Here is a 22,142-nt window from a genome sequence, read left to right as displayed (position 1 = left end):
GCTTATGACGAAAATTGTTCGCGATTCGCGGGAATTTACGGGATATTTTGGCTCTCAATGCCCATATGCGAGTCTTGACCCTGTTTACGCTGCAGTGCCACAAGGATCGTATGAACCAAATCAAGACTGTCTGTGTTTATTGCGGCTCCGGCCCCGGTAACAATCCCCGTTTCGTTGAAGCTGCCGTCGCGCTCGGCAAGGCCTTTGCCGAAAACAACGTGCGCCTGGTCTACGGCGGCGGCTCGATCGGCCTGATGGGCGCGGTCGCGAAATCCACCCTCGATCATGGCGGCTCGGTCACCGGCATCATTCCGGAATTCCTGCGGGCGCGCGAGAATGCGCTGACCTCGGTTCAGGAGATGATCGTCACCCCCGACATGCATGAGCGCAAGCGGCTGATGTTCGAGCGTTCGGATGCGTTCGTCGCGCTGCCCGGCGGCATCGGCACGCTGGAGGAGCTGGTCGAGCAATTGACCTGGCAGCAGCTCGGCCGTCACTCCAAGCCGATCCTGCTCGCCAATATTGATGGTTTCTGGGAACCCCTGCTCTCGCTGCTGAGCCACATGCGCACGACCGAGTTCATCCGCGCGACGCTTCCGATCAACGTGCTGATGGCCGACCGCGTCGACGAGATTTTGCCGCGGCTGCGTTCCGCCGTCGCCGGCAAGCCGGCGGCCGCGAAGGAGCTCGCGCCCGAAGTGGCGCGGCGGCTGTAAGCGTTCACCACGCCTTCAGCTCCATCACCGTCATGCTGAGGAGCGCGGAACGCGCGTCTCGAAGCATGCACGGCCCGGCTGGCGGCCGTTCGCCCTTCGAGGCTCGCCCAGCGGCGCAATTGCGCCGCAAGGCTCGCACCTCCAGCGACAAAGGCGAAGCCTTTGCGCGGGGATGACGGGTTCAACAGCTTCACCGCGTATCGAGGCCCTACTCGCTCGGAAACGTCACGGCCTCGATGCGGTTACCGTCGGGATCGAGCACGAAGGCGGCGTAGTAGCGCACGCGGTCGTGCGGGCGCAGGCCCGGGGCGCCGTCGGATAGGCCGCCGCAGGCCAGCGCGGCGGCGTGGAAGGCGTCGACCTCGGCGGTGGTTTTCGCCCGCAAACAGATATGCGTGCCACTCTCATGCGCGACCTGCGCCATCGTGGCGCGCAGATTGATCCAGAATTCCGGATAGGCCTTGCCGAAGCCGATCGTCGCCGGCCGCGTGACGAGGCGGGTCAGGCCGAGCGCGGCCAGCGTCGGCTCATAGAACCGCGCGGCGCGCTCGAGGTCGCAGACACCGACGGAGACGTGGTCGATCATGAAAGCGCCCTCCTCTGAAATCTGTAGCCCGGATGAGCGAAGCGACATCCGGGGAAACTGATCGACATGGCCCCGGATATCGCTTTGCTCATCCGGGCTACTTCTTCTTCACGCCTGCGCGCCCGACTTCACCAGCTTGTAGAACACCGAATCCATCAGCGCCTGGAACGAGGCGTCGATGATATTGGGCGAGACGCCGACCGTCGTCCAGCTCTCGCCGGTCTCGTCCTCGCTTTCGATCAGCACGCGCGTGACTGCCTCGGTGCCGCCATTGAGGATACGCACGCGGTAGTCGATCAGCTTCAGGCCATCGATATATTTCTGGTACTTGCCGAGATCCTTGCGCAGCGCCACGTCGAGCGCATTCACCGGGCCGTTGCCCTCGGCGGCCGAGATCAGCCGCTCGCCGTCGACGTCGACCTTCACCACCGCGAGCGCCACCGTGACGCGCTGGCCGTTGGCGTTGTAGCGCTGCTCGACATTGACGTCGAACTGCTCGACCTTGAAATATTCCGGCACCTTGCCGAGCGTGCGACGCGCCAACAGGTCGAATGAGGCATTCGCCGATTCATAGGCAAATCCCGCGGCCTCGCGCTCCTTCAGCTCCTCGACCAGGCGCGTCAGCCGCGGATCGCCCTTGTCATAGACGATGCCGGCGCGGTCGAGCTCGGCCATCACGTTGGAGCGGCCGGCCTGGTCCGACACCAGCACCTTGCGGTGGTTGCCGACGGAATCCGGCAGCACGTGCTCATAGGTCTGCGGATCCTTCATGACGGCGGAGGCATGGATGCCGGTCTTGGTGACGAAGGCGCTCTCGCCGACGTAGGCAGCATGGCGGTTTGGCGCGCGGTTCAGCATGTCGTCGAGCGTGCGCGACACCTTCATCAGCGTCGCCATCTTCTCCGTGGTGACGCCGATCTCGAACTTGTCGGAAAACTCCTGCTTCAGCTTCAAGGTCGGGATCAGCGAGCAGAGATTGGCGTTGCCGCAGCGCTCGCCGAGGCCGTTGAGCGTGCCCTGGATCTGCCGTGCGCCGGCGCGCACCGCGGCGAGCGAATTGGCCACCGCCTGCTCGGTGTCGTTATGGGCGTGAATACCGACATGAGCGCCAGGCACCTGCCTGACGACATCGCCGACGATGGTCTCGATCTCGTGCGGCATGGTGCCGCCGTTGGTGTCGCACAGCACCACCCAGCGCGCGCCGGCCTCATAGGCCGCCGTGGCGCAGGCAAGTGCATAGTCGCGGTTCTCCTTGTAGCCGTCGAAGAAGTGCTCGCAGTCGACCATCACCTCGCGGCCGAGCGCCTTGGCGGCCGCTACGCTGTCGCGGATCGAGGCGAGGTTCTCCTCGTTCGTGGTCTCGAGCGCGACGCGGACCTGGTAGGCCGAGGATTTTGCCACGAAGCAGATCGCGTCCGCCTTGGCCTCGAGGATGCCGGCGAGCCCCGGATCGTTGGACGCCGAGCGGCCCGGCCGCCGCGTCATGCCGAACGCGGTGAAGCGCGCGTGGTCGAACGCAGGCTTCTTGCTGAAGAACTCGGTGTCGGTCGGATTGGCGCCGGGATAGCCGCCCTCGACATAGTCGATGCCGAGCGCATCGAGCATGCCCGCGATCACCTGCTTGTCCTGCAGCGTGAAGTCGACGCCGTTGGTCTGCGCACCGTCGCGCAGCGTGGTATCGAACAGATAGAGGCGCTCGCGGCTCATGCGTGGCCTCCTGGCACGGCAACGCCGTCGAGCGTCTTCTGCATCGTGGTGTTGGCGAGCCATTCGTCGTTGATGGTGACCGTATTGCGCTGCTGCGCGACGTAGCCGCGTTTGCGGAAGAATTCGAGCGCGGTGTCGCTGGCATCGACCTTCAGGGCCTTGCTGCCGCGAGCACTCGCAATCTTCTCCAGCGCATCGCACAGCGCGCTGCCCGCACCCCGCCCGACCGCGCTCGGATGCACATAGAGCATGTCGATGTGATCGGCCCCCTTCAACGAGGCGAAGCCGACCGGCGCGCCCTGCAATGTCGCAATCAGGGTCAGCTGCCCGGCGAGCTTCTTGCCGAAGGCCTCCTCGTCATCGGCGGCCATCGCCCAAGCTTCCTGCTGCGCCTCGCTGTAATCGTCGCCGGTCAGGTCCATGATCGACGCCGCGAAGATCGCCGCCAGCAGCGGCGCATCGTCAGGCAGATAGGGACGCAATGCGGGTGCGGATCGGCTCATCGCGCAACCTCCCAGGTCGTGATCGGCTTTCCTTCGGCATCCTTGCCGTCCTTGATCGCGACGCCCATCGCCGCGAGCTGATCGCGGATCCGATCGGATTCCTTGAAGTCCTTGCGCGCACGCGCCCCGGTGCGCTCGGCGATCAGCGCCTCGACTGCGGCGGCATCGACGCCGCTGGCCTGCTCCTTGCGGCCCTTCCACGACGCCGCGCTCTCGGCGAGGAAGCCGAGCAGCCGCAGCGAGCCGGCAAATTCCTTGCGGGCCGCTTCACTGCTCGCGGCAGCATTCCGCAAACTGTGCAGCACGGCCATGGCCTGCGCCGTGTTGAGGTCGTCGTAGAGCGCCTCGACCATCGCCGGCGACGGCGCGCCGGACTCGGCGTCGGCCGCGACCGCATACCAGTCGTCGAGCGTCCGTGCGGCTTCCTCCGCACTCTTGAGCGTCCAGTCGAGCGGCGAGCGGTAATGCGTTCTCAGCATGCTGAGCCGCAGCACCTCGCCCGGCCAATCGGCCAAGAGATCGCGGATCGTGAAGAAGTTGCCGAGCGACTTCGACATCTTCTCGCTTTCGATCTGCAGGAAGCCGTTGTGCATCCAGACATTGGCCATGCGGTCGGTATGGAACGCGCAGCAAGTCTGCGCGAGCTCGTTCTCATGGTGCGGGAACACCAGGTCGATGCCGCCGCCATGGATGTCGAACTTCTCACCGAGATGCTTCCAGGCCATCGCCGAGCACTCGATGTGCCAGCCTGGCCGGCCCTCGACGGCAATGCCTGCCGGCGACGGCCAGGACGGCTCGCCGGGCTTCGACGGTTTCCACAGCACGAAGTCGGTGTTGTCGCGCTTGTAGGGCGCAACATCGACGCGGGCGCCCGCGATCATCTCGTCGAGCGAGCGCTTCGACAGCGCGCCGTAGCGCGGCAGCGTGGAGTTAGCCGCGTTCATCGCCTGCGGCGAAAACAGCACGTGATCCTCGGCGACATAGGCAAAGCCGCCGGCGACCAGCTTCTCGATGATCGCGCGCATCTCCGGGATATGCTCGGTCGCGCGCGGCTGCACGGTCGGCGGCAAGCAGCCCAGCGCAGAGACATCGTCCTGGTACTGCTGATAGGTCTGCTCGGTGACCTTGCGGATCGCCTCGTTCAGCGGCACGCCGGGATAATCCCGCGCGGCGCGGACGTTGATCTTGTCGTCGACGTCGGTGATGTTGCGGACATAGGTGACGTGATCGGCGCCATAGCGATGGCGCAGCGCGCGGAACAGCACGTCGAAGACAATAGCGGCCCGGCCGTTGCCGATATGGGCGAAGTCGTAGACCGTCGGTCCGCAGGCATACATGCGGACGTTATTGGCATCGAGCGGCACGAAGGGCCGCTTCTCCCGGGTCAACGTGTCGTAAAGGCGCAATTCCATGGATCACCGTCCCTTGCGGCCGGGCGTCCAGTGATTCTCAGGTGATTGAGAAAAGACGGCCTCAGCCAGCGAATCGCTAGCTCATAATCTCGCGGCAAATGCTGCAGATGGCGAGGTGGCCGTTCATGGTTCCATCGTGTCTCACGGCCCCCTTATCGCGTCAAGGGGCTGTTTTCGGGCGTTATGCAGCCCGCACCGCGCCGAAATCACGCCAACGCCCTCATGGTTAATCATTATTAAGGAATTGGGCGTACGGGAGGGCCTGCGGATTCCCCGCCATTTTCACTGGTGCACCATGCGGCCCATTTCAGCATTGATTGCCTCTACGTTCGTCCTTGTCTCCTCGGCCGCCTTGGCCGACAGCCGCGTTTTCATCGTCGCCAACCAGGCCGACGGATACGGCATCGATCAGTGCTTGGCCCACGGCGATCGCTGCGGTGCATCCGCCGCCCGCGCCTACTGCCGGTCACGCGATTTTGCGCAGGCCACCAGTTACCGCCGTGTCGATCCCGACGAGATCACCGGCGCGGTTCCGCACGCCGCGGGCGAGACCTGCACCGGCAATAGCTGCGGCGAATACGTCGCCATCACCTGCCAGCGCTGAGCCAAGCCGCTGGACAAACGGGGTTATTGCCACACCGGCGCCCCGGAAACGACGTGACGCTGCCCCGAGAAACGGCTATTGCAGCGGCTTGCCTGCGCGCTTTGGCGTTGATCGCCGCGCGGCGTCGTTTTAATGGCCGGATATGCCCCATAGCTCCCGTTCTCGCTTCTCCCGCTGGTTCTTGGCTTGCGCCGTGTTGGCCGGCATCGCCCTGCCCGCCACGCATGCCCTGGCGCAGGTGCCTCCGGGCCCGCCCGGCCCGGCTCCCCAAGGCGCGCAGGCCAATCCGATGTGCGCGCGGCTGGAGGGCCAGCTGGCCGCGATCGATCGCGGCGGCGGCGATCCGGCCAAGGACGAGCAGATCCGCCGCTATCAGGATGCGGCAACCCGGCAGCAGGGCGAACTCGATCGCGTGACGGCGCAGGCCCGGCGCATGGGCTGCGACAGTTCTGGATTCCTCTCGCTCTTCAACAACAACTCGGCGCAGTGCGGACCGGTCAACAACCAGATCCAGCAGATGCGCGCCAATCTCGACCAGATGACCGCAAATCTCGAGCGGCTGCGCACCGGCGGGCTCGGCGGCGCCGATCGCGAGAACCAGCGCCGCTCGGTATTGACCGCGCTGGCGCAGAACAATTGCGGTCCGCAATACGCGGCGGCCGCGCGCGGCCCCGGCAATTTCATCGAGAACCTGTTCGGCGGCGGCGGTGGCGGCAATCCCAATCCGCTGCCCCCGCCTGACGCACAATATGGCGGACAGTCCGGTACCTTCCGCACCGTCTGCGTCCGCACCTGCGACGGCGCCTACTTCCCGATCTCGTTCGCGACCTCGCAGGCGCGCTTTGCCGCCGACGAGCAAATCTGCAAGGCGCAGTGCCCGGCCGCGGAGGCCAGCCTGTTCGCCTACCGCAATCCCGGCGAAGACATCAACCAGGCGGTCTCGATCAGCGGCCAGTCCTACTCGTCGCTGCCGAACGCGTTCAAGTACCGCACCGAGTTCAATCCGTCCTGCTCCTGCAAGGCAGCCGGCCAGAGCTGGGCGGAGGCGCTGAAGGCGGTCGACGACCAGGCGTCCGCCGCTCAGCAGGGCGACATCATCGTCACCGAGGAGAGCGCGCGGAAGATGCAGCAGCGCGCGCAGACCAAGGCTGCTGCCGGCAAGAAGGGCGCGCCCGCTGCAGCGGCGGCTCAACCGCAGCAGCCCGCCGCCGCTGACGCCACCGCGCCGGCGGCGCCCGCGAGCGACGGCCAGATCCGCACGGTCGGCCCGACCTTCATCCCGAAGAAGCAGTAAGGTTCACCCCTCGAACGCTTCCGCCGACGCGCGCGAGCCGCGCATCACGAGCTTCTCGTCCGGCTCCGGCAGCGCCTTGCCGAAATCGCGGAAGCGGTTGGTGATGGGATAGCGGCGGTCGCGGCCGAAATTCTTCCGCGTCACCTTCACCCCCGGCGCCGCCTGCCGCCGCTTGTATTCGGCGATGTTGAGCAGGCGATCGACGCGCGTCACCACATCGCGGTCGAAGCCGGCCTCGATGATGGTCGCAAGCGGCTCCTCGCGCTCCACCAGCCGCTCGAGAATCGCATCCAGCACCTCGTAGGGCGGCAGCGAATCCTGATCGGTCTGGTTCTCGCGCAACTCCGCGGTCGGCGGCCGGATGATGATGTTGACCGGGATCACCTCGCTCGAGGGCCCGAGCGCGCCGTCCGGCTTCCAGGCATTGCGCAGGCTCGACAGGCGGAACACCTCGGTCTTGTAGATGTCCTTGATCGGGTTGAAGCCGCCGTTCATGTCGCCATACAGCGTGGCGTAGCCGACCGACATTTCCGACTTGTTGCCTGTCGTCACCACCATGGCGCCGGTCTTGTTGGAGATCGCCATCAACAGCGTGCCGCGGGCGCGCGCCTGCAAATTCTCCTCGGTGATGTCGCGCTCCATGCCGGCGAACACCGGCGCGAGTATCTTCTCGAACCCGTTCACGGCGTCGGCGATCGGCAGGATCTCGTAGCGGATGCCGAGCGCGGCGGCGAGCTTGGCGGCATCGTCGAGCGACACCTGCGCGGTGTAGCGGAACGGCAGCATGACGCCGCGCACCTTGTCGGCACCGAGCGCATCGACCGCGATCGCCGCGCACAGCGCCGAGTCGATGCCGCCGGAGACGCCGAGCAGCACGCCGGGAAAACCGTTCTTGCGGACATAGTCGCGCAGGCCGAGCACGCAGGCCGCGTAATCGGCCTTGTCGCCTTCGAGCTGCGCCGTGATCGGCCCGTTGCAGCGCCAGCCATCCGCGGTCTTGCGCCAGGTCAGCGTCGTGATGTTCTCCTCGAACGCCGGAAGCTGTGCTGCGACGGAGAGATCGGCATTGAGCGCAAACGAGGCGCCGTCGAAGATCAGCTCGTCCTGGCCGCCCATCTCGTTGAGATAAATCAGCGGCAGCCCGCTCTCGGTGACGCGCGCCACCACGATCGACAGCCGGAGATCGGTCTTGTCGCGGGCATAGGGCGAGCCGTTCGGCACGATCAGAATTTCCGCGCCGGTCTCGGCCAGGCACTCGACGACGTTTTCGTAGTCCTCGGATTCCTCGAGCCAGATGTCCTCGCAAATCGGCACGCCGATGCGCACGCCGCGCACCGTCACCGGGCCCGATGCCGGGCCGCGTGCGAACAGCCGCTTCTCGTCGAACACGCCGTAATTCGGCAGATTGGCCTTGAAGCGGAGCGCTGCGATGCGTCCGCCGTCGAGCAGCGCGCAGGCATTGTAGAGCTTGCCGTCCTCGACCCAGGGCGTGCCGATCAGCATCGCCGGGCCGCCATCTTTGGTCTCGCGCGCCAGTTCCTCGATCGCGGCGCGGCAGGCCGACTGGAACGCCGGCTTGAGCACCAGATCCTCCGGCGGATAGCCGGCGATGAACAGCTCCGACAGCACCACGAGGTCGGCGCCGTCGGCTTTCGCTTTGTCGCGCGCGGCGCGTGCCTTCACGGCGTTGCCGGTGACGTCACCGACCGTCGGATTGAGTTGCGCCAGGGTGATCTTGATCTGTTGTTCGCTCATATCTTTATGTTGTCCCGCACAACGGCAAACTGCAATGGTCGTCGGATCATGGTGCGATTGCAGAAATCGCACTGGGATCGCCGGCGCCGGTCAGGGGGCAAGCTCTGCCCTCACCTCGCCGAGCAGCGCCATGCCTCCCAACCGGCCCAATTCGTCCGAACATTTCGCGCTCTTGCCATAGCAGCCGAATGCGACCGTGACCCGCTCGGAAAGCGGTCCGATGCTGGGCAAGCCGGTGTCGCCGAAGGTGGTCATGCAGGGCACGACGCGGCGTTCCTCGAATTTGAGGTCGCGAATGCGGTCAAGGATCTGGGTTTGCAGCCGATCGGCCACGTCAACCGATCCGCCCGATCGGAACCAGTCCTTGATCTCAGCCTCGCTGTCGAGCGGACGATCGACCGGATCGCCGCCGAGCTTCAGCCAGGTCTGGCCATCCGGATAAGGGATCGGCGGCAGGATGTAGGGATTGTCGCCCTTGGGCCCGAGACAGCGCATCGACGGCATACCGGCCAGGCGTTGCACCTCCGCCGCACCGAGCCGAAACAGCGCCGCGGTACGCGCATAGACCGTAAAGCCCAATGAGCGACCGAGCAGCGATTGGGTGTGCCCGCCGGCGGCAACGAGCACGCGCTCAGCCGCGACGCTGCCCGATCGCGTCCGGATCGTCACACCGGAGCCGTTCTCTGAAATCCCGAGCGCAGGCTCGTCGACGATCCGGGCGCCTGCGCGCTCCGCCGCGATCGTCTGCGCCCGGACCAGGCGGCGCGGTGAGATGTATCCGGCATTGCGCGGCTCGAAATAGCCCAGCATTCCCGCGGTCGATTTCAGGAACGGAAACCGCTCCGTAAGCCCTGCATCCTGATAGGCTTCACAAGAAATCCCCTCGTCGGCGCAGACTTTACCGACCGAGGCGACATCGGTGGTCTCGCGATCGCCGATGTGAAGCGCACCGGCTTCGCGGTAGAAGTCGACACCACTTTCCGCTGCGATCTCGCCATAGCGCGCAATCGCAGCGCGGTTCATCTGCCGCCAGAATGGCTGCGGATCGTAGACCCGCGTGATGCGGCCCTCATCATAGTGGCTGCCGAACACGCCGTTGTGCTGCGAAAAATCGGCCGGCTCATCGGGCCCGATCAGCGCAACATCATGGCCCATCTTGCTCAGGTGTCGCGCGGCCGCCGACCCGATCAGTCCACGTCCGATCACCGCAAGCTTGATCGGCTTGTTGGCGCTCACGACGAGAATGCGCCCAGGCGTTCGGCCAGGGCGAACAGCCAGAACAGCCCGGCCATCACGAGCGCGACGCCGACGGCGGCGGAGCCCATGTCCTTGACCCGCCCGATCTGCGGATCGCGATCCATCGTCAGGCGGTCGGCGAGCTTCTCGATCGCGGTGTTGAGCAGCTCGATGACGAGCACCAGCACCACGGTTGCGACCAGCTCGACCCGCCGCATCACGGTGGCGCCGACCAGCCAGGCCAGCGGCACCGACAGCACCAGCGCGACGACTTCCTCGCGAATCGCCTGCTCCGAGCGAATGGCGAATGCCAGCCCGTTGCGCGAGTTGATGGTGGCTCGCCAGAACCTCAGCAAGTCACTGCCCTCAAGTCACGGCCCCCAAATCACAACCCAGCGGCGGCCGGCATCGGCTTGACCTTGCCGGCGCGCTCCTGCTTCAGGAGCTCGGCGATCAGGAAGGCCATGTCGATCGACTGTTCGGCGTTGAGGCGGGGATCGCAGACCGTGTGGTAGCGATCGTTGAGATCCTCATCGGTGATGGCGCGCGCACCGCCGATGCACTCGGTGACGTCCTGCCCGGTCATCTCCAGATGCACGCCGCCGGCATGGGTGCCTTCGGCGGCGTGGATCTGGAAGAACGCCTTCACCTCGGACAGCACGCGGTCGAACGGCCGCGTCTTGTAGCCCGAGGTCGAGGTGATGGTGTTGCCGTGCATCGGATCGCACGACCACACCACGTTGCGGCCTTCCCGCTGCACGGCGCGGATCAGGCCCGGCAGATGGTCGCCGACCTTGTCGGCGCCGAAGCGGTTGATCAGCGTCAGGCGTCCCGGCTCGTTGTCGGGGTTCAGCACGTCGATCAGCTTCAGCAACTCGTCGGGCTTCAGCGACGGACCGCACTTCAGGCCGATCGGGTTCTTGATGCCGCGGAAATATTCGACATGGCCGTGATCGAGCTGCCGGGTGCGGTCGCCGATCCAGATCATGTGGCCCGAGGTCGCGTACCAGTCGCCGGTGGTGGAATCGACCCGCGTCATCGCCTGCTCGTAGCCGAGCAAGAGCGCCTCGTGGCTGGTGTAGAAATCGGTGGCGCGGAGCTCCGGATGGCTCTCGAGATCGAGGCCGCAGGCGCGCATGAAGTTCAGCGCGTCCGAGATGCGGTCGGCCAGCTCCTTGTAGCGGCGGGACTGCGGCGAATCCTTCAGGAAGCCGAGCATCCATTGATGCACGCTGCCGAGATTGGCAAAGCCGCCGGTGGCGAACGCGCGCAGCAGGTTCAGCGTTGCCGCGGATTGCCGGTAGGCCATCAGCTGGCGCTGCGGATCGGGAATCCGCGCTTCCAGCGTGAAGGCGATGTCGTTGACGATGTCGCCGCGATAGCTCGGCAGCTCGACATCGCCCTGCTTCTCGGTCGGCGACGAGCGCGGTTTTGCAAATTGGCCTGCGATGCGGCCGACCTTCACCACCGGCAGCGCGCCGGCATAGGTCATGACCACCGCCATCTGCAGCAGCACGCGGAAGAAGTCGCGGATGTTGTTGGCGCCGTGCTCGGCAAAGCTCTCGGCGCAATCGCCGCCCTGCAGCAGAAACGCCTCGCCGGCGGAGACCCGCCCCAGCGCCTTCTTCAGATTGCGCGCCTCGCCCGCGAACACCAGCGGCGGAAAGGTCGCAAGCTGGGCCTCGACATCGGCCAATGCCTTGGCATCGGGATAATCGGGCACCTGCAGCACCTTCTTGGCGCGCCAGCTATCGGGTGTCCACCGCTCGGACATGAGGTCAACTCCTGAGCAAAAACCGCGACTTAATCGACGGGAAAGGTGGGCTTATACACAGCCGCCCGCTCCCCCGCTAGAAGGATTCCTGCAATCCCGTCAAACTCTTGCAGGAAAATACGAATTCGCATTTGCTGGACCATACCATGAATGCCAGGGAAATTGCCGCAGCCTCCGCCGCGCTGGACGACGTTTTTAGCGACGACATCGTCGTGCCGGCCGCGGACGGCTATCCGCTCGCCGCGACGCTGTTCCTGCCGCGCGGCAGGAAGCGCCACGCCGTCCTGATCAACTCGGCGACCGCCGTGCCGCGGAAGGTCTATCGCGGCTTTGCCGGCTACCTCGCCCGCCGCGGCGCCGCGGTCTTGACCTACGATTACCGCGGCACCGGCGACTCGAGGCCGATGGCGGCAACCGGCCTCAACAAGCCGAAGTCGCTGGCCGGCTTCAAGGCCACGATGGCGGACTGGGCCGCGCTCGACACCACCGCGGCGGTGAGCTGGATGCGCGACCGCTACCGCGACCTGCCCTTCGCCTATGTCGGCCACTCCTTCGGCGGCCAGGCGCTTGGGCTCCTTGCCAATAACGCCGAGATCCCGCGCGCGCTGCTGGTCGCCTCGCAGGCGGCCGCCTGGAAGCTGATGGCCTCGCCGGAGCGCTACCGCGTCGTCGCCTTCATGAACGGCATCGGCCTGCCGCTGGCGCGCACGCTCGGCTATGTGCCCGCCTGGGCCGGCCTCGGCATGGACCTGCCGCGGGGCGTGTTCGAGCAATGGCGAGGCTGGGTGATGCGCGAGCGCTATCTGCTCGACGATGCCACGCTCGCTGCGCGGGAGAATTTTCCGAAGTTCAAGGGCAAGCTCCGCGCGCTTGTCATCACCGACGACACCTGGGCGACGCGGCCGGCGGTCGAGTTGCTGTGCTCCGCCTTCACCTCGATCACGCCGGAGATCATCTCGATCCGTCCTGCGGATGCCAGCGCAGCCAAGATCGGTCATTTCGGCTTCTTCCGCAGTGACCACCGCGACGCACTCTGGCGCGGCGCCGCGGAGTGGCTCGAAGCGGAGGGATAGCACCGATTTTTCTCCGCCGTCGTCCCTGCGAAAGTGTTTGGTCCCTGCTGATTGGTTGGATGGAATCGGTGTAGAACGAGGCGTGGCCTTTGTCAGGGAGCACCTCGTGTCATGGAACTGAACCTGCACGCGAACGCCACCACGACACCCAAGACGCGCGCCTACATCCAGCGCAGCAAGAAGTCGGTTGCCCAGTTGGCGGCTGAACTGGGGGTCAGCGAGACCACGATCTACCGCTGGCGCGGCCGCACCACGGTTGGAGACCGTTCGCACCGGCCGAACAACCTCACGACCAGCCTGTCGGCCGTCGAAGAGCGAGCGGTTTGCGAGTTGCGGACGTCGCTGCAGTTGCCGCTGGACGACATCGTCGAGGTGATGCAGCGATGCATCAATGCCAAGCTGTCCCGCAGCGCCATTCACCGCTGCCTGCAGCGCAATGGCATCAGCCGGCTTGCCAAGCCTGACAAGCCCAAGCCCGGTATCTTCGAGACCGCCAGCATCGGCTTTATCCATATCGACGTGAAGTATCTGCCGGCTCTGCAACGCCGCACCAGCTATGCTTTCGTCGCCATCGACCGCGCCACCCGCTACGTCTTTGTCGAGATCCATTCCAGGCGGGACGGAGCCACCGCGACCGGCTTCCTCAAACGCTTCCTGGCCGACTTCCCGCACGAGGTTCACACCATCCTGACCGACAACGGCGCCGAGTTCACCGACCGCTTTGCTGTCGACAAGAAGAACAAGCCGGTCGGGAAACCGTCCGGCGACCACCCCTTTGATCAGGTCTGCAAGCAGCGCGGCATCCAGCATCGCCTGACCAAGCCCTACCACCCGCAGACCAACGGTCTCGTTGAACGCTTCAACCGCCGTATCGCCGAAGCCATTGGCCGCGAACAAAAGCGCGGCAGTGCAAGGCGCACCTTCATCGACCATGCCGATCGGGACGCCTTCATCGCCAAGTTCGTCCACGACTACAACCGAACTCGCCTCAAATGCCTCGGCTACCTGGCCCCAATGCAGGCCCTCGCCAATCACACGGGACCAAACACGAAAGCAGGGACCCATAACCACCGCATTCGATTGTGAACGCGACGCGGCCCGAGCGTCGTGCGCCAACCAGCATTTGGGGTAATGGGTCCTGGCCTTCGCCAGGACGACGATGAGGATGGTTCTCGCGCGATACGACACACCGCTATTGCGGACCTCATCTCGGTGTCATCGCCCGGCTCGACCGGGCGATCCAGTATTCCAGAGGCAGTCATTGTTGAACTGAGAGGCCGCGGCGTACTGGATCGCCCGCGTGCGCGGGCGATGACAGCTGAGGATGAGGACGCAGCTTTGCATTCTCGCGACACTATCTGTCCGAAGTTTTGCATCCTGTTTCGCCACTCCTTGATCGGAGGGCGCAGGGAAAGCCGGGTGCCGATCGCACCCATGGATCCGGTGCAACAAAAAGCACCGGAGGTCGGACCACAGGTGTAACCGGAAACATCCCGGCTTTCCCTGCGCGATGGGTTACGGCTTATACGTGCTCTCCCCGGTGAGACTGGGCTTGCTTGTCACCGCCTTCGCAAAACGCTTTCGCATCTCGCGACGAGACACCTGCCGCTAGGGCGTCAGGACCACACGATTTCGCCGTCCGCCCCGCATGCATGTCGTCTCTCGCATGCCCGGCGTCCACCGCATCTCACCGCAACACTCCTGACGATGCGCAGCGCCCCTCGATCGGGTGAGACGCGCCAATTGAACATCTGAGTTGGGGGGCGCGTCAAGAGGGAATTCCGAAAAAACGAAACGAGCCATCGCAGGGGATTGTTGGACTTTACAGTCTCACACCACCTTCCGCGCTGCCGCCGTCGCCGCATCGCCCGTGTTCGGCGTGCCCGTCGGCTCGATCAGCAGCAGATGCACCTCTTCCCGTGCGACGGGGCGATGCTCGACGCCCTTCGGCACGATGTACATCTGGCCGGGGTGCAGCGTGATGGTGCGATCGCGCAGCTCGATGTCGAGCACGCCCTTTAGCACGAGGAAGAAGTCGTCGGTGTCGTCGTGCTTGTGCCAGACGAACTCGCCCTGCACCTTCACCACCATGACGTCGCAGGCGTTGAATTGCGCGACGGTGCGCGGCGACCAGTGATCGGAGAACGTCGATAGTTTCTGCGAAAGGTCGATCGCGTCGCTCATGATGCCTCCGGGTCCGGGCCAGCTTGCCGGGCTCGTTAGCTCAGCCGCGCGATACTCTCAATGCACGCCCCTCAACTTCTCCGGATACGTCGTCGGCCCGTTGTGCCCGTTCATTCCGCAGGGCGTTTCGCCGTTGGCGGCCTTGCGCGCCAGCAGCTCGCGTTCGGCCTTGTACCAGAGCTGATCCATCTGGCCCGGCGGCTCGCCGGCATCCTTCCACAATTCGTAGGCGCGGGTCCGAATCTCCTGCTCGGTTGGGCCTGTCATGGGCGGCTCCCTCAATTTGAGACATCAAACTGTTTGGAGTGGAACTGCCAGCATAGCGCAAGGTTCCAGCGCGCGCGAGATCGCCGCGCTGCTCCTCGCACCATCTGTGCACAAGCGCCGTTGCGCAGGCCATTTGCCGGATTTAGGCGCGCGAAGAGCGGCCCCAGGGGAAAAGACCCCGATGCATATGCATGTCAACAAGGGTGCCCAATTCCGCGGCATCAAGCGCGGCCGCCGGCTGCGCGCCGGTCTTGCGGAGGCAACCTACCCCTTCTGAGGTATGAAACCTTTGCGCGCATCTGCAGACTTAAGATTATCAGGATTTTGCCCGTGACCTTCCTGGGGCTAGAGACAACGCCGCTCGCATGTATTTTAAGCGGGCGGCGTTGGACTTTCAGGCAGGGCTCGTTCTCCGTTCCCGTCGCCAGGGCCGCACCAAGGCGCGGCGGCTGCTCAGCGCAAGTTTTCAGTGAAGAAACCGAGCGCAAGGCCGATCGTCTCGGCATGGACCGCCTCGCGGTCGGTGCCCTCGGGATCACGGCATACAGTCCCGATCACCAGACGCCCTACCATCGTACAGGTGTCGAAGAAGACGAAATGGCCCGCGCGCGGAAACTCCTTCAGCGCCGCATGCGGAATAGCCTTGCCGAGCGCTTCGGCTCCGGAGGCCGGCGGGGCCGCTTCATCGGCGCTCCCCGTGACCATCGCGACCGGGATCGATATCCCGCCAAGGCTCTCCGGCGTCAAGGCCGGTCCCGGTCCCGGCGCCATGGCAAAGACAGCGCGAACGCGCTCATCGCGATAGGAATTGCCGGCAAGGCTGTAGCGCTGCCGGAAGTCGGGATCGGAACCGAGGCGCAGCTGGCTCTTCCGGCGCAGGTCGGAGACGCCCGCTTGCGCCGTGCACAACGCGTCGGCAGCGGGTGAGCGGCAGAACGCCTCCGTCCGCGACGGATCGGTGATGCCGCCTGCGATCGCAAGCACCGTGTAGCCGCCGAGCGAGTGGCCGGCAGCGCCGATCCGCCCCAGGTCGATCCGGTCGCCGAAAATCTCGTCGGCGCGCATGGCGTCGATGATCGCGCTGAGGTCGACGGCGCGCAGCCACATCAGCGCAAAACCCTCGACCGTGTAGTCCTCCAATCGATTATTCCCGGGGTGGTTGACCGCGACGGCGATAAATCCGTGGGCTGCAAGCCCCGCGCCGAGCCAGGCGAGATCGAACGCCGTGCCGCCAAAACCGTGGGACAGCAGCACCAGCGGACGCCGCGGTCCCGCCGCGGGCGCCGCATCGGGCGCGGCGCGGCCCGCACGGGCGAAGGGGAGGAGGCGTGGTCCGATCGATTGCGGCTGCTCGCGCGCCTCGGCCACGGCCGGATACCAGATCACGGCGCGGAGCACATGCGTCGCGGCGCCGCGCCAGTCGTAAGGCTCGGCCGGAATGAAATCGCGCGTCGTGACGCCGACCTTTAATGCCGCATCATCGGCGTGAGCGAATTCCGGCGCCGTGAGCAGGATCAACCACAGCGCCAGAATCCGCATCCAGACGCTCCCCGATCACCGCTGGTTCGACATTATCACATGCCTAGCGCGACGCCGTTCCGTTGAGCAGGACCGAGTGGCGGCGGCCATAGACGAAGTAGAGCGCGAGGCCGATCACAAGCCACACGATGAGCCGCAGCCAGGTCTCCCAGGGCAGGAACACCATCAGCAGCACCGAGAAGGCAATGCCGAGCACCGGGACGACAGGCACGCCCGGCGTGCGGAACGGGCGGGCAATCTCCGCATCGCTCTTGCGCAGATAGATCACCGCGCCGCAGACCAGCACGAAGGCGAACAGCGTGCCGATAGAGACCATCTCGCCGAGGATATCGATCGGGGTCAGCGCCGCGACAACAGCCACCACGATCCCGATCAAGAGCTGGCTCTTGTAGGGCGTCCCGAGCGAGGGATGCACGTCGGAGAACAGTCTTGGCAGCAGGCCGTCCTTGGCGATCTGGAAGAAGATGCGGCTCTGGCCATACAGCAGCACCAGGATCACCGTGGTGAGGCCGGAGAGCGCGCCGATCTTGATCAGCACCGAGAACCAGGTCTGCCCGATGACATCGACGCCCTTGGCGATCGGATCGGCGACGCCGAGCTCGGTGTAGGGCACGAGGCCGGTGAGCACGCCGGCGACCGCGACATACAGGATCGTGCAGATCAGCAGCGAGCCGAGGATGCCGATCGGCATGTCGGTCTGCGGGTGCTTGGCCTCCTGCGCTGCGGTCGACACCGCGTCGAAACCGATGAAGGCGAAGAACACCACGGAGGCGCCGCGCATCACGCCGGTCCAGCCGAATTGACCGAACGTGCCGGTGTTGTCGGGGATGAAGGGATGCCAGTTCGCCGGCGTGACGTAGCCGACGCCGAACAGGATGAAGGCGAGCACGACGACGAGCTTGATACCGACCATGATGTTGTTGAGCCGGGCCGATTCCTTGGTTCCGCCGATCAGCATGGCGGTGAGCGCCAGCACGATGAACGCCGCCGGCAGATTGACGATGCCTTCGACGGTCGAGCCGTCCGGCAGCTTGGCCTCGGTCCAGGGCGCCGCGGCATATTGCGGTGGGATGTTGATGCCGAAATTGTGCAGCAGCGAGACGATGTAACCGGACCAGCCGACCGCGACGGTGGAGGCGCCCATCGCGTATTCGAGGATGAGGTCCCAACCGATGACCCAGGCGAACAGCTCGCCCAGGGTCGCGTAAGTATAGGTGTAGGTGCTGCCGGAGACCGGCAGCAGCGCCGCGAGCTCGGCGTAGCACAGGCCGACAAAGGCACAGGCGATGCCGCCGACGACGAAGGAGAGCATGATGGCGGGGCCGGCATAGTGCGCCGCCGCGGTGCCGGTGAGCACGAAGATGCCCGCACCGATGATGCAGCCGATCCCGAGCGCCGTGATGCTCAACGCCCCGAGTGTCTTGCCGAGCGTGTGCTCCCCTGCTTCGGCGATGATGGTGGCGACCGATTTGCGCGTCATCAAACCCAGATCTGTCATGGCGACATCTCCATCTGGTAAGGCCAATGCAGCCCTTCAATCAGAGCTAGAACCTTGGGCCGCAGTATCCGAACGATTGTCCTGACGTTCAGGCAACGCAAGCAGTTTTTGGCGCGCGAGCCGCCAAACAACGATCTCAGGGAGCTCTGTCTATATACGCGCGACTATGACGACTGGTTCCCGGTGCGGGAACGCGACGGCGTCGCTGCGCGCATCCGCGGACCGACTGAGTGTGTCCGGATGTTTCACCGCGACGCGACGCATCATCGGCACGCCGCGTGCGCCCTACTCCGCGGCCTGGCGCACGTGGCGCGCGGTTGGGGTGCGCATCGTCACCAGCTCTTCGGAGGCGGTCGGATGCAGCGCGACGGTGGCGTCGAAATCCGCCTTGGTCGCCTTCATCTTCACCGCGATCGCGACCACCTGGGTGACCTCGGCGGCGCAGTCGCCGACGATATGGCAGCCAAGCACGCGGTCGCTTGTGCCGTCTACCACGAGCTTCATCAGCACGCGGGTGTCGCGGCCGGACATCGTCGCCTTGATCGGGCGGAAATCGGTCTTGTAGATGTCGACGTGGCTGTACTGCGCCCGCGCCTCTTCTTCGGTGAGGCCGACGGTGCCGACCTCCGGCTGCGAGAACACCGCGGTCGGGATCGTCGCGTGGTCGACCTGCACCGGACGCTTGCCGAACACGGTGTCGGCGAAGGCGTGGCCCTCGCGGATCGCGACCGGCGTCAGATTGGTGCGGTGGGTGACGTCGCCGATAGCGTAGATGTTGTCGACCGAGGTCTTCGACCAGCCGTCGACCTGGATGCCGCCATTGGCGGGATTGATGGCGACGCCGGCAGCCTCCAGCCCGAGCCCCCTGACATTGGGATGGCGGCCGATCGCGAACATCACCTGGTCGGAGGCGATGCTCGAGCCGCTCGACAGATGCGTGGTGAAATCGCGGCCGTGCCTGTCGATCTTCGCCACCGTGCAGCCGGTGATGACGGTGATGCCGCGCTTCTCCATCTCGGTGCGGACATGCTTGCGGACGTCCTCGTCGAAGCCGCGCAGGATGTTGTCGCCGCGGTAGACTACGGTCACGTCGGAGCCGTAGCCGGCGAAGATGCCGGCGAATTCCAGCGCGATGTAGCCGCCGCCCTGGATCACGATCCGCTTCGGCAGCTCCTTCAGGTGAAACGCCTCGTTGGAGGAGATCACATGCTCGATGCCGGGAACCGCCGGCCCGTGATTGGGCGCGCCGCCGGTGGCGATCAGGATGTATTTCGCCGTCACCTTCTCGCCGGTGGCGAGCCTGATGGTGTGGGCATCCTCCAGCACCGCGCGGGTCTTGACGATCCTGGCGCCGGACTTCTCGACATTGGTGGTGTAGGCGCCCTCGAGCCGGGCGATCTCCTTGTCCTTGTTGGCGACGAGCGTCGCCCAATCGAACGAGACCTGACCGATGCTCCAGCCGAAGCCGGCCGCGTCCTCGATCTCCTGGTGGACGTGGCTGCCGATCACGAACAGCTTCTTCGGTACGCAGCCGCGGATCACGCAGGTCCCGCCCATCCGGTACTCTTCGGCGACCATGACCTTCGCGCCATAGTTGGCAGCAATGCGGGCGGCACGAACGCCGCCCGACCCACCACCGATGACAAACAGGTCGACGTCAAATTCGGCCATGGCAACAACCTCTGTTTCTTCTCCCTCGCCCCGCAAGCGGGGCGAGGTCACACGGAGCGCATCAGAGCGCTCGAAGACGCTCTTAGATATCCTTGCCGCGCTTCTTCATCTCGGCCTTGAACTGGCCGTTGACGATCACGCCGAACTGCTGCGCCCACTGCTGCATATATTGCAGCGATCCGTTGATTGCCGTGGGCTCCGCGGTCAAAAGCTTCTGACCGAGCGGGGTCTTGTAGAACGTCACGAGGTCCTTCAGCTCCTGCTCGGTGAACTCGGCGGCGTAGATCTGCGCCATGCCGTCGCCGATCTCCTTCTCGCCGCCCGCGAACTGCTTGGCGACGATCACCGCGACCTCGTCGAGATCCTTCTGGTAGTTCAGGTACTGCTGCAGCAGGCCGGTCTTGGTCTTCTCGATGATGCCCGGAACGGCGCCGGAATACATCACCGCCACGTTCTTCATCGTCAGGATTTCCTTGGCAGCCGCAATCGCCGCGGGGGTCGATTGCTTGACCTTGGGCATGGGGGGCAGCTGCTGCTGCGCCATGGCCGGTGCAGCCGCGAGCGCCAGTCCAGCCGCCAGGGCCACTGCCGACAAAAGTCCCGAAAAACGCTTCATTCCAAGTCTCCTTGCTTGCGGCGTTAGCGCCGTTCAACAACCCGAATTCCCTGTGCGCCGGCCAGAACGGCGACGCTGCCGAGCCCGATGAACAGACCATGTTCAACCACGCCCGGGATCACGCTGAGCAAACCGGCGAGACGCGGCGGGTCGCCGATCCGGCCGAGATGGGCATCGACGATCCAGTGGCCGCCATCGGTGACAAAAACGTGACCGTCCTTGCCCTTACGGATGATCATTTGGCCGGACACGCCGGCCTCGGCGAACGCACGCGCCATCGCGGCCTGGGTCGCGGCGAGCCCGAACGGGATCACCTCGACCGGCAGCGGAAAGCGGCCGAGCACCTCGACCCATTTGCTGTCGTCGGCGATCACGATCATGCGATCACTGGCGGCCGCCACGATCTTCTCGCGCAGCAGCGCGCCGCCGCCGCCCTTGATCAGATTGAGCGCGGGGTCGATCTCGTCGGCGCCGTCGATGGTGAGGTCGAGATGATCGACCTCGTCCAGCGTGGTCAGCGGGACGCCGCAGCGGATCGCGTCCGCCCGGGTCGCCTCCGAGGTCGGCACGCCGATCACCTTCATGCCGGCGCGGACCTTCTCGCCGAGCAGCTCGACGAAATGCTTGGCGGTCGACCCGGTGCCGAGCCCGAGCTTCATGCCGTCGCGCACCTCTTCGAGCGCGCGCGCCGCCGCCTGGCGTTTCAGTGCGTCCATGTCCACGGCCGATAGCCCCTCGGTTGTCCGTTACGGGCGCGCCATCGGGCGGCCCGGCGGGCGCATATCTAGCCTCGATTCACGGGCAGGAATAGCGCCATCCGGGCCTGTCCAGCGCCTATTCGGAAACCTGCTCCGCGAGCGGTTATCACGCCTGAAAGGCGTCGATTGCGGTCAAAATCGCCGCAAAACGGCCCTCAACCTCGGCCCGCATCCCCGGATGGGTGAAGACATAGAGCCGCTGCTCGCGGATCGCGGCCACGACCCGCGCCGCAACCGCGGCCGGATCGAGCCCGGCATCGAGCTGCCGTGCGATCTCCGCGACCATCGCGGACGCCGCGCTGCCGGGCGCGAGCGCGCGGGTCGGCCCATACCGTTCTGGGCGGTTGCGCCCGCTCTCGCCAATCCGTGTGCGCACATAGCTCGGACACAGCACGCTAACCCCAATGCCGTCAGGCGCGAGTTGCCAGGCAAGCCCCTCCGACATGCTCACCACTGCGAACTTGCTCGCCGAATAGGGACTGAAGCCGAGACCGGCATTCATTCCGCCCATCGACGCGGTGTTGACGATATGACCGCCCTCGCCGTGCCCGCGGATCTGCGGCAGGAAGCTCTTGATGCCGTGCACTACGCCCATCAGGTTGACCTCGATCACCCAGCGCCAATTCTCGATCGAGATCTGATCGATGCCGCCACCGGCCGCGACGCCGGCATTGTTGCAGACAACGTGGACGTTGCCGAAGGCGCGGAACGATGCCTCTGCCGCGCGGTCGACGCTTGAGGGATCGGCGACGTCGCAGACCACGCCATGGACGTCCGCGCCGCCGGCCCGCAGCGCATCGACGGCCTTGTCGAGCGCGCCACCTTCGATGTCGGCGAGCATCACCTTCATGCCCTCGCGCGCGAACGCGGTTGCCATGGCCAGCCCGATTCCGCTGGCTCCTCCGGTGACAAAAGCGGCTTTTCCGGCGAATTCCCGCATCCCGGCCTC

General features: G+C 65.4%; 21 protein-coding genes. 5 read left to right on the top strand and 16 right to left on the bottom strand.

The window, feature by feature from the left end; all coding sequences use genetic code 11:
* The first annotated feature begins 110 nt into the window (after nucleotides 1-110).
* Complete coding sequence (locus tag ACVIGB_RS50335) at nucleotides 111-716, top strand: LOG family protein (protein ID WP_176532011.1); 606 nt, start codon at nucleotides 111-113, stop codon at nucleotides 714-716.
* A gap of 208 nt (nucleotides 717-924) precedes the next feature.
* On the opposite strand, the gene ACVIGB_RS50330 is transcribed toward ACVIGB_RS50335, so the two are convergent.
* From ACVIGB_RS50330 to cysS, 4 genes are all read right to left on the bottom strand, one after another.
* On the bottom strand, nucleotides 925-1,302 hold the full coding sequence (locus ACVIGB_RS50330; RefSeq protein WP_456723632.1) for a VOC family protein: 378 nt from the start codon (nucleotides 1,300-1,302) through the stop codon (nucleotides 925-927).
* A 108-nt stretch (nucleotides 1,303-1,410) separates the two neighbouring features.
* Nucleotides 1,411-3,009 carry a citramalate synthase gene (cimA, locus tag ACVIGB_RS50325; protein ID WP_456723633.1) on the bottom strand — a complete coding sequence of 533 codons (1,599 nt, stop codon included), beginning with the start codon at nucleotides 3,007-3,009 and terminating at the stop codon, nucleotides 1,411-1,413.
* Nucleotides 3,006-3,512 carry a GNAT family N-acetyltransferase gene (locus ACVIGB_RS50320; RefSeq protein WP_456723634.1) on the bottom strand — a complete coding sequence of 169 codons (507 nt, stop codon included), beginning with the start codon at nucleotides 3,510-3,512 and terminating at the stop codon, nucleotides 3,006-3,008. The genes cimA and ACVIGB_RS50320 overlap by 4 nt, the downstream gene beginning before the upstream one ends.
* Nucleotides 3,509-4,924, bottom strand: a complete 1,416-nt coding sequence (cysS, locus tag ACVIGB_RS50315) for a cysteine--tRNA ligase (RefSeq protein ID WP_456723635.1) — start codon at nucleotides 4,922-4,924, stop codon at nucleotides 3,509-3,511. Before cysS ends, ACVIGB_RS50320 begins: the two co-directional genes overlap by 4 nt.
* A 295-nt stretch (nucleotides 4,925-5,219) precedes the next feature.
* Between cysS and ACVIGB_RS50310 the strand changes: the two genes are divergently transcribed.
* Both ACVIGB_RS50310 and ACVIGB_RS50305 read left to right on the top strand, forming a co-directional pair.
* Nucleotides 5,220-5,528, top strand: a complete 309-nt coding sequence (locus tag ACVIGB_RS50310; protein ID WP_092127206.1) for a hypothetical protein — start codon at nucleotides 5,220-5,222, stop codon at nucleotides 5,526-5,528.
* 142 nt (nucleotides 5,529-5,670) lie between these two features.
* Entirely contained in the window at nucleotides 5,671-6,822 is a 1,152-nt protein-coding gene (locus ACVIGB_RS50305) for a DUF2865 domain-containing protein (RefSeq protein WP_456723636.1), read from the top strand.
* 3 nt (nucleotides 6,823-6,825) lie between these two features.
* Here ACVIGB_RS50305 and ACVIGB_RS50300 read toward each other — a convergent pair whose 3' ends face one another.
* The 4 genes from ACVIGB_RS50300 to ACVIGB_RS50285 all read right to left on the bottom strand — a co-directional run bounded on the left by ACVIGB_RS50300 (nucleotide 6,826) and on the right by ACVIGB_RS50285 (nucleotide 11,587).
* Nucleotides 6,826-8,577: an NAD+ synthase gene (locus ACVIGB_RS50300; protein ID WP_456723637.1), complete on the bottom strand. Its 1,752-nt coding sequence runs from the start codon at nucleotides 8,575-8,577 to the stop codon at nucleotides 6,826-6,828.
* Nucleotides 8,578-8,667: 90 nt separating this feature from the next.
* The gene (locus ACVIGB_RS50295) at nucleotides 8,668-9,813 is read right to left on the bottom strand and encodes an NAD(P)/FAD-dependent oxidoreductase (protein ID WP_456723638.1); all 1,146 of its coding nucleotides are present in this window, start codon (nucleotides 9,811-9,813) and stop codon (nucleotides 8,668-8,670) included.
* On the bottom strand, nucleotides 9,810-10,169 hold the full coding sequence (locus ACVIGB_RS50290) for a diacylglycerol kinase (RefSeq protein WP_456723639.1): 360 nt from the start codon (nucleotides 10,167-10,169) through the stop codon (nucleotides 9,810-9,812). Before ACVIGB_RS50290 ends, ACVIGB_RS50295 begins: the two co-directional genes overlap by 4 nt.
* Nucleotides 10,170-10,198: 29 nt before the next feature.
* Complete coding sequence (locus tag ACVIGB_RS50285; RefSeq protein WP_456723640.1) at nucleotides 10,199-11,587, bottom strand: class II 3-deoxy-7-phosphoheptulonate synthase; 1,389 nt, start codon at nucleotides 11,585-11,587, stop codon at nucleotides 10,199-10,201.
* Between the two features lie 146 nt (nucleotides 11,588-11,733).
* On the opposite strand from ACVIGB_RS50285, the gene ACVIGB_RS50280 reads away from it, so the two are divergent.
* Nucleotides 11,734-12,660 (top strand): alpha/beta hydrolase family protein, encoded by a 927-nt coding sequence (locus ACVIGB_RS50280; protein WP_456723641.1) that lies wholly within the window; start codon nucleotides 11,734-11,736, stop codon nucleotides 12,658-12,660.
* Nucleotides 12,661-12,771: 111 nt separating this feature from the next.
* Nucleotides 12,772-13,746 carry an IS481 family transposase gene (locus ACVIGB_RS50275; RefSeq protein WP_456723642.1) on the top strand — a complete coding sequence of 325 codons (975 nt, stop codon included), beginning with the start codon at nucleotides 12,772-12,774 and terminating at the stop codon, nucleotides 13,744-13,746.
* A 744-nt stretch (nucleotides 13,747-14,490) separates the two neighbouring features.
* On the opposite strand, the gene ACVIGB_RS50270 is transcribed toward ACVIGB_RS50275, so the two are convergent.
* The 8 genes from ACVIGB_RS50270 to ACVIGB_RS50235 form a co-directional block, all read right to left on the bottom strand.
* Nucleotides 14,491-14,844 carry a cupin domain-containing protein gene (locus ACVIGB_RS50270; protein WP_456723643.1) on the bottom strand — a complete coding sequence of 118 codons (354 nt, stop codon included), beginning with the start codon at nucleotides 14,842-14,844 and terminating at the stop codon, nucleotides 14,491-14,493.
* A 57-nt stretch (nucleotides 14,845-14,901) separates the two neighbouring features.
* Entirely contained in the window at nucleotides 14,902-15,111 is a 210-nt protein-coding gene (locus ACVIGB_RS50265; protein WP_456723644.1) for a DUF2934 domain-containing protein, read from the bottom strand.
* 453 nt (nucleotides 15,112-15,564) lie between these two features.
* On the bottom strand, nucleotides 15,565-16,650 hold the full coding sequence (locus ACVIGB_RS50260) for an alpha/beta hydrolase family protein (protein ID WP_456723645.1): 1,086 nt from the start codon (nucleotides 16,648-16,650) through the stop codon (nucleotides 15,565-15,567).
* 43 nt (nucleotides 16,651-16,693) lie between these two features.
* The gene (locus tag ACVIGB_RS50255) at nucleotides 16,694-18,148 is read right to left on the bottom strand and encodes an amino acid permease (RefSeq protein WP_456749361.1); all 1,455 of its coding nucleotides are present in this window, start codon (nucleotides 18,146-18,148) and stop codon (nucleotides 16,694-16,696) included.
* 285 nt (nucleotides 18,149-18,433) lie between these two features.
* On the bottom strand, nucleotides 18,434-19,819 hold the full coding sequence (gor, locus tag ACVIGB_RS50250) for a glutathione-disulfide reductase (RefSeq protein ID WP_456723646.1): 1,386 nt from the start codon (nucleotides 19,817-19,819) through the stop codon (nucleotides 18,434-18,436).
* An 82-nt stretch (nucleotides 19,820-19,901) separates the two neighbouring features.
* Nucleotides 19,902-20,435 carry a DUF2059 domain-containing protein gene (locus ACVIGB_RS50245; protein ID WP_092127182.1) on the bottom strand — a complete coding sequence of 178 codons (534 nt, stop codon included), beginning with the start codon at nucleotides 20,433-20,435 and terminating at the stop codon, nucleotides 19,902-19,904.
* Nucleotides 20,436-20,458: 23 nt separating this feature from the next.
* A complete protein-coding gene (gene rpiA / locus ACVIGB_RS50240; RefSeq protein WP_342722615.1) occupies nucleotides 20,459-21,157 on the bottom strand; it encodes a ribose-5-phosphate isomerase RpiA in 699 nt (232 codons plus the stop codon).
* Nucleotides 21,158-21,299: 142 nt separating this feature from the next.
* Nucleotides 21,300-22,133, bottom strand: coding sequence for an SDR family NAD(P)-dependent oxidoreductase (locus ACVIGB_RS50235; RefSeq protein ID WP_456723647.1), 834 nt, complete (start codon nucleotides 22,131-22,133; stop codon nucleotides 21,300-21,302).
* Nucleotides 22,134-22,142: the final 9 nt, after the last annotated feature.

The sequence above is a fragment of the Bradyrhizobium sp. USDA 4341 genome, assembly GCF_054063755.1.
Note: the sequence above shows the minus strand (reverse complement) of the source record. Positions and strands in the feature narration are given on the sequence as shown.

Bases quoted from the DNA above. Each gene is read 5' to 3' on its own strand.
- ACVIGB_RS50310 (WP_092127206.1), top strand. From the start codon at position 5,220: ATGCGGCCCATTTCAGCATTGATTGCCTCTACGTTCGTCCTTGTCTCC.
- ACVIGB_RS50275 (WP_456723642.1), top strand. From the start codon at position 12,772: ATGGAACTGAACCTGCACGCGAACGCCACCACGACACCCAAGACGCGC.
- ACVIGB_RS50300 (WP_456723637.1), bottom strand. From the start codon at position 8,577: ATGAGCGAACAACAGATCAAGATCACCCTGGCGCAACTCAATCCGACG.
- ACVIGB_RS50270 (WP_456723643.1), bottom strand. From the start codon at position 14,844: ATGAGCGACGCGATCGACCTTTCGCAGAAACTATCGACGTTCTCCGAT.
- ACVIGB_RS50285 (WP_456723640.1), bottom strand. From the start codon at position 11,587: ATGTCCGAGCGGTGGACACCCGATAGCTGGCGCGCCAAGAAGGTGCTG.
- ACVIGB_RS50255 (WP_456749361.1), bottom strand. From the start codon at position 18,148: ATGACAGATCTGGGTTTGATGACGCGCAAATCGGTCGCCACCATCATC.
- ACVIGB_RS50320 (WP_456723634.1), bottom strand. From the start codon at position 3,512: ATGAGCCGATCCGCACCCGCATTGCGTCCCTATCTGCCTGACGATGCG.
- ACVIGB_RS50245 (WP_092127182.1), bottom strand. From the start codon at position 20,435: ATGAAGCGTTTTTCGGGACTTTTGTCGGCAGTGGCCCTGGCGGCTGGA.
- ACVIGB_RS50335 (WP_176532011.1), top strand. From the start codon at position 111: ATGAACCAAATCAAGACTGTCTGTGTTTATTGCGGCTCCGGCCCCGGT.
- ACVIGB_RS50280 (WP_456723641.1), top strand. From the start codon at position 11,734: ATGAATGCCAGGGAAATTGCCGCAGCCTCCGCCGCGCTGGACGACGTT.
- ACVIGB_RS50305 (WP_456723636.1), top strand. From the start codon at position 5,671: ATGCCCCATAGCTCCCGTTCTCGCTTCTCCCGCTGGTTCTTGGCTTGC.
- ACVIGB_RS50330 (WP_456723632.1), bottom strand. From the start codon at position 1,302: ATGATCGACCACGTCTCCGTCGGTGTCTGCGACCTCGAGCGCGCCGCG.
- ACVIGB_RS50265 (WP_456723644.1), bottom strand. From the start codon at position 15,111: ATGACAGGCCCAACCGAGCAGGAGATTCGGACCCGCGCCTACGAATTG.
- gor (WP_456723646.1), bottom strand. From the start codon at position 19,819: ATGGCCGAATTTGACGTCGACCTGTTTGTCATCGGTGGTGGGTCGGGC.
- ACVIGB_RS50235 (WP_456723647.1), bottom strand. From the start codon at position 22,133: ATGCGGGAATTCGCCGGAAAAGCCGCTTTTGTCACCGGAGGAGCCAGC.
- cimA (WP_456723633.1), bottom strand. From the start codon at position 3,009: ATGAGCCGCGAGCGCCTCTATCTGTTCGATACCACGCTGCGCGACGGT.
- cysS (WP_456723635.1), bottom strand. From the start codon at position 4,924: ATGGAATTGCGCCTTTACGACACGTTGACCCGGGAGAAGCGGCCCTTC.
- ACVIGB_RS50260 (WP_456723645.1), bottom strand. From the start codon at position 16,650: ATGCGGATTCTGGCGCTGTGGTTGATCCTGCTCACGGCGCCGGAATTC.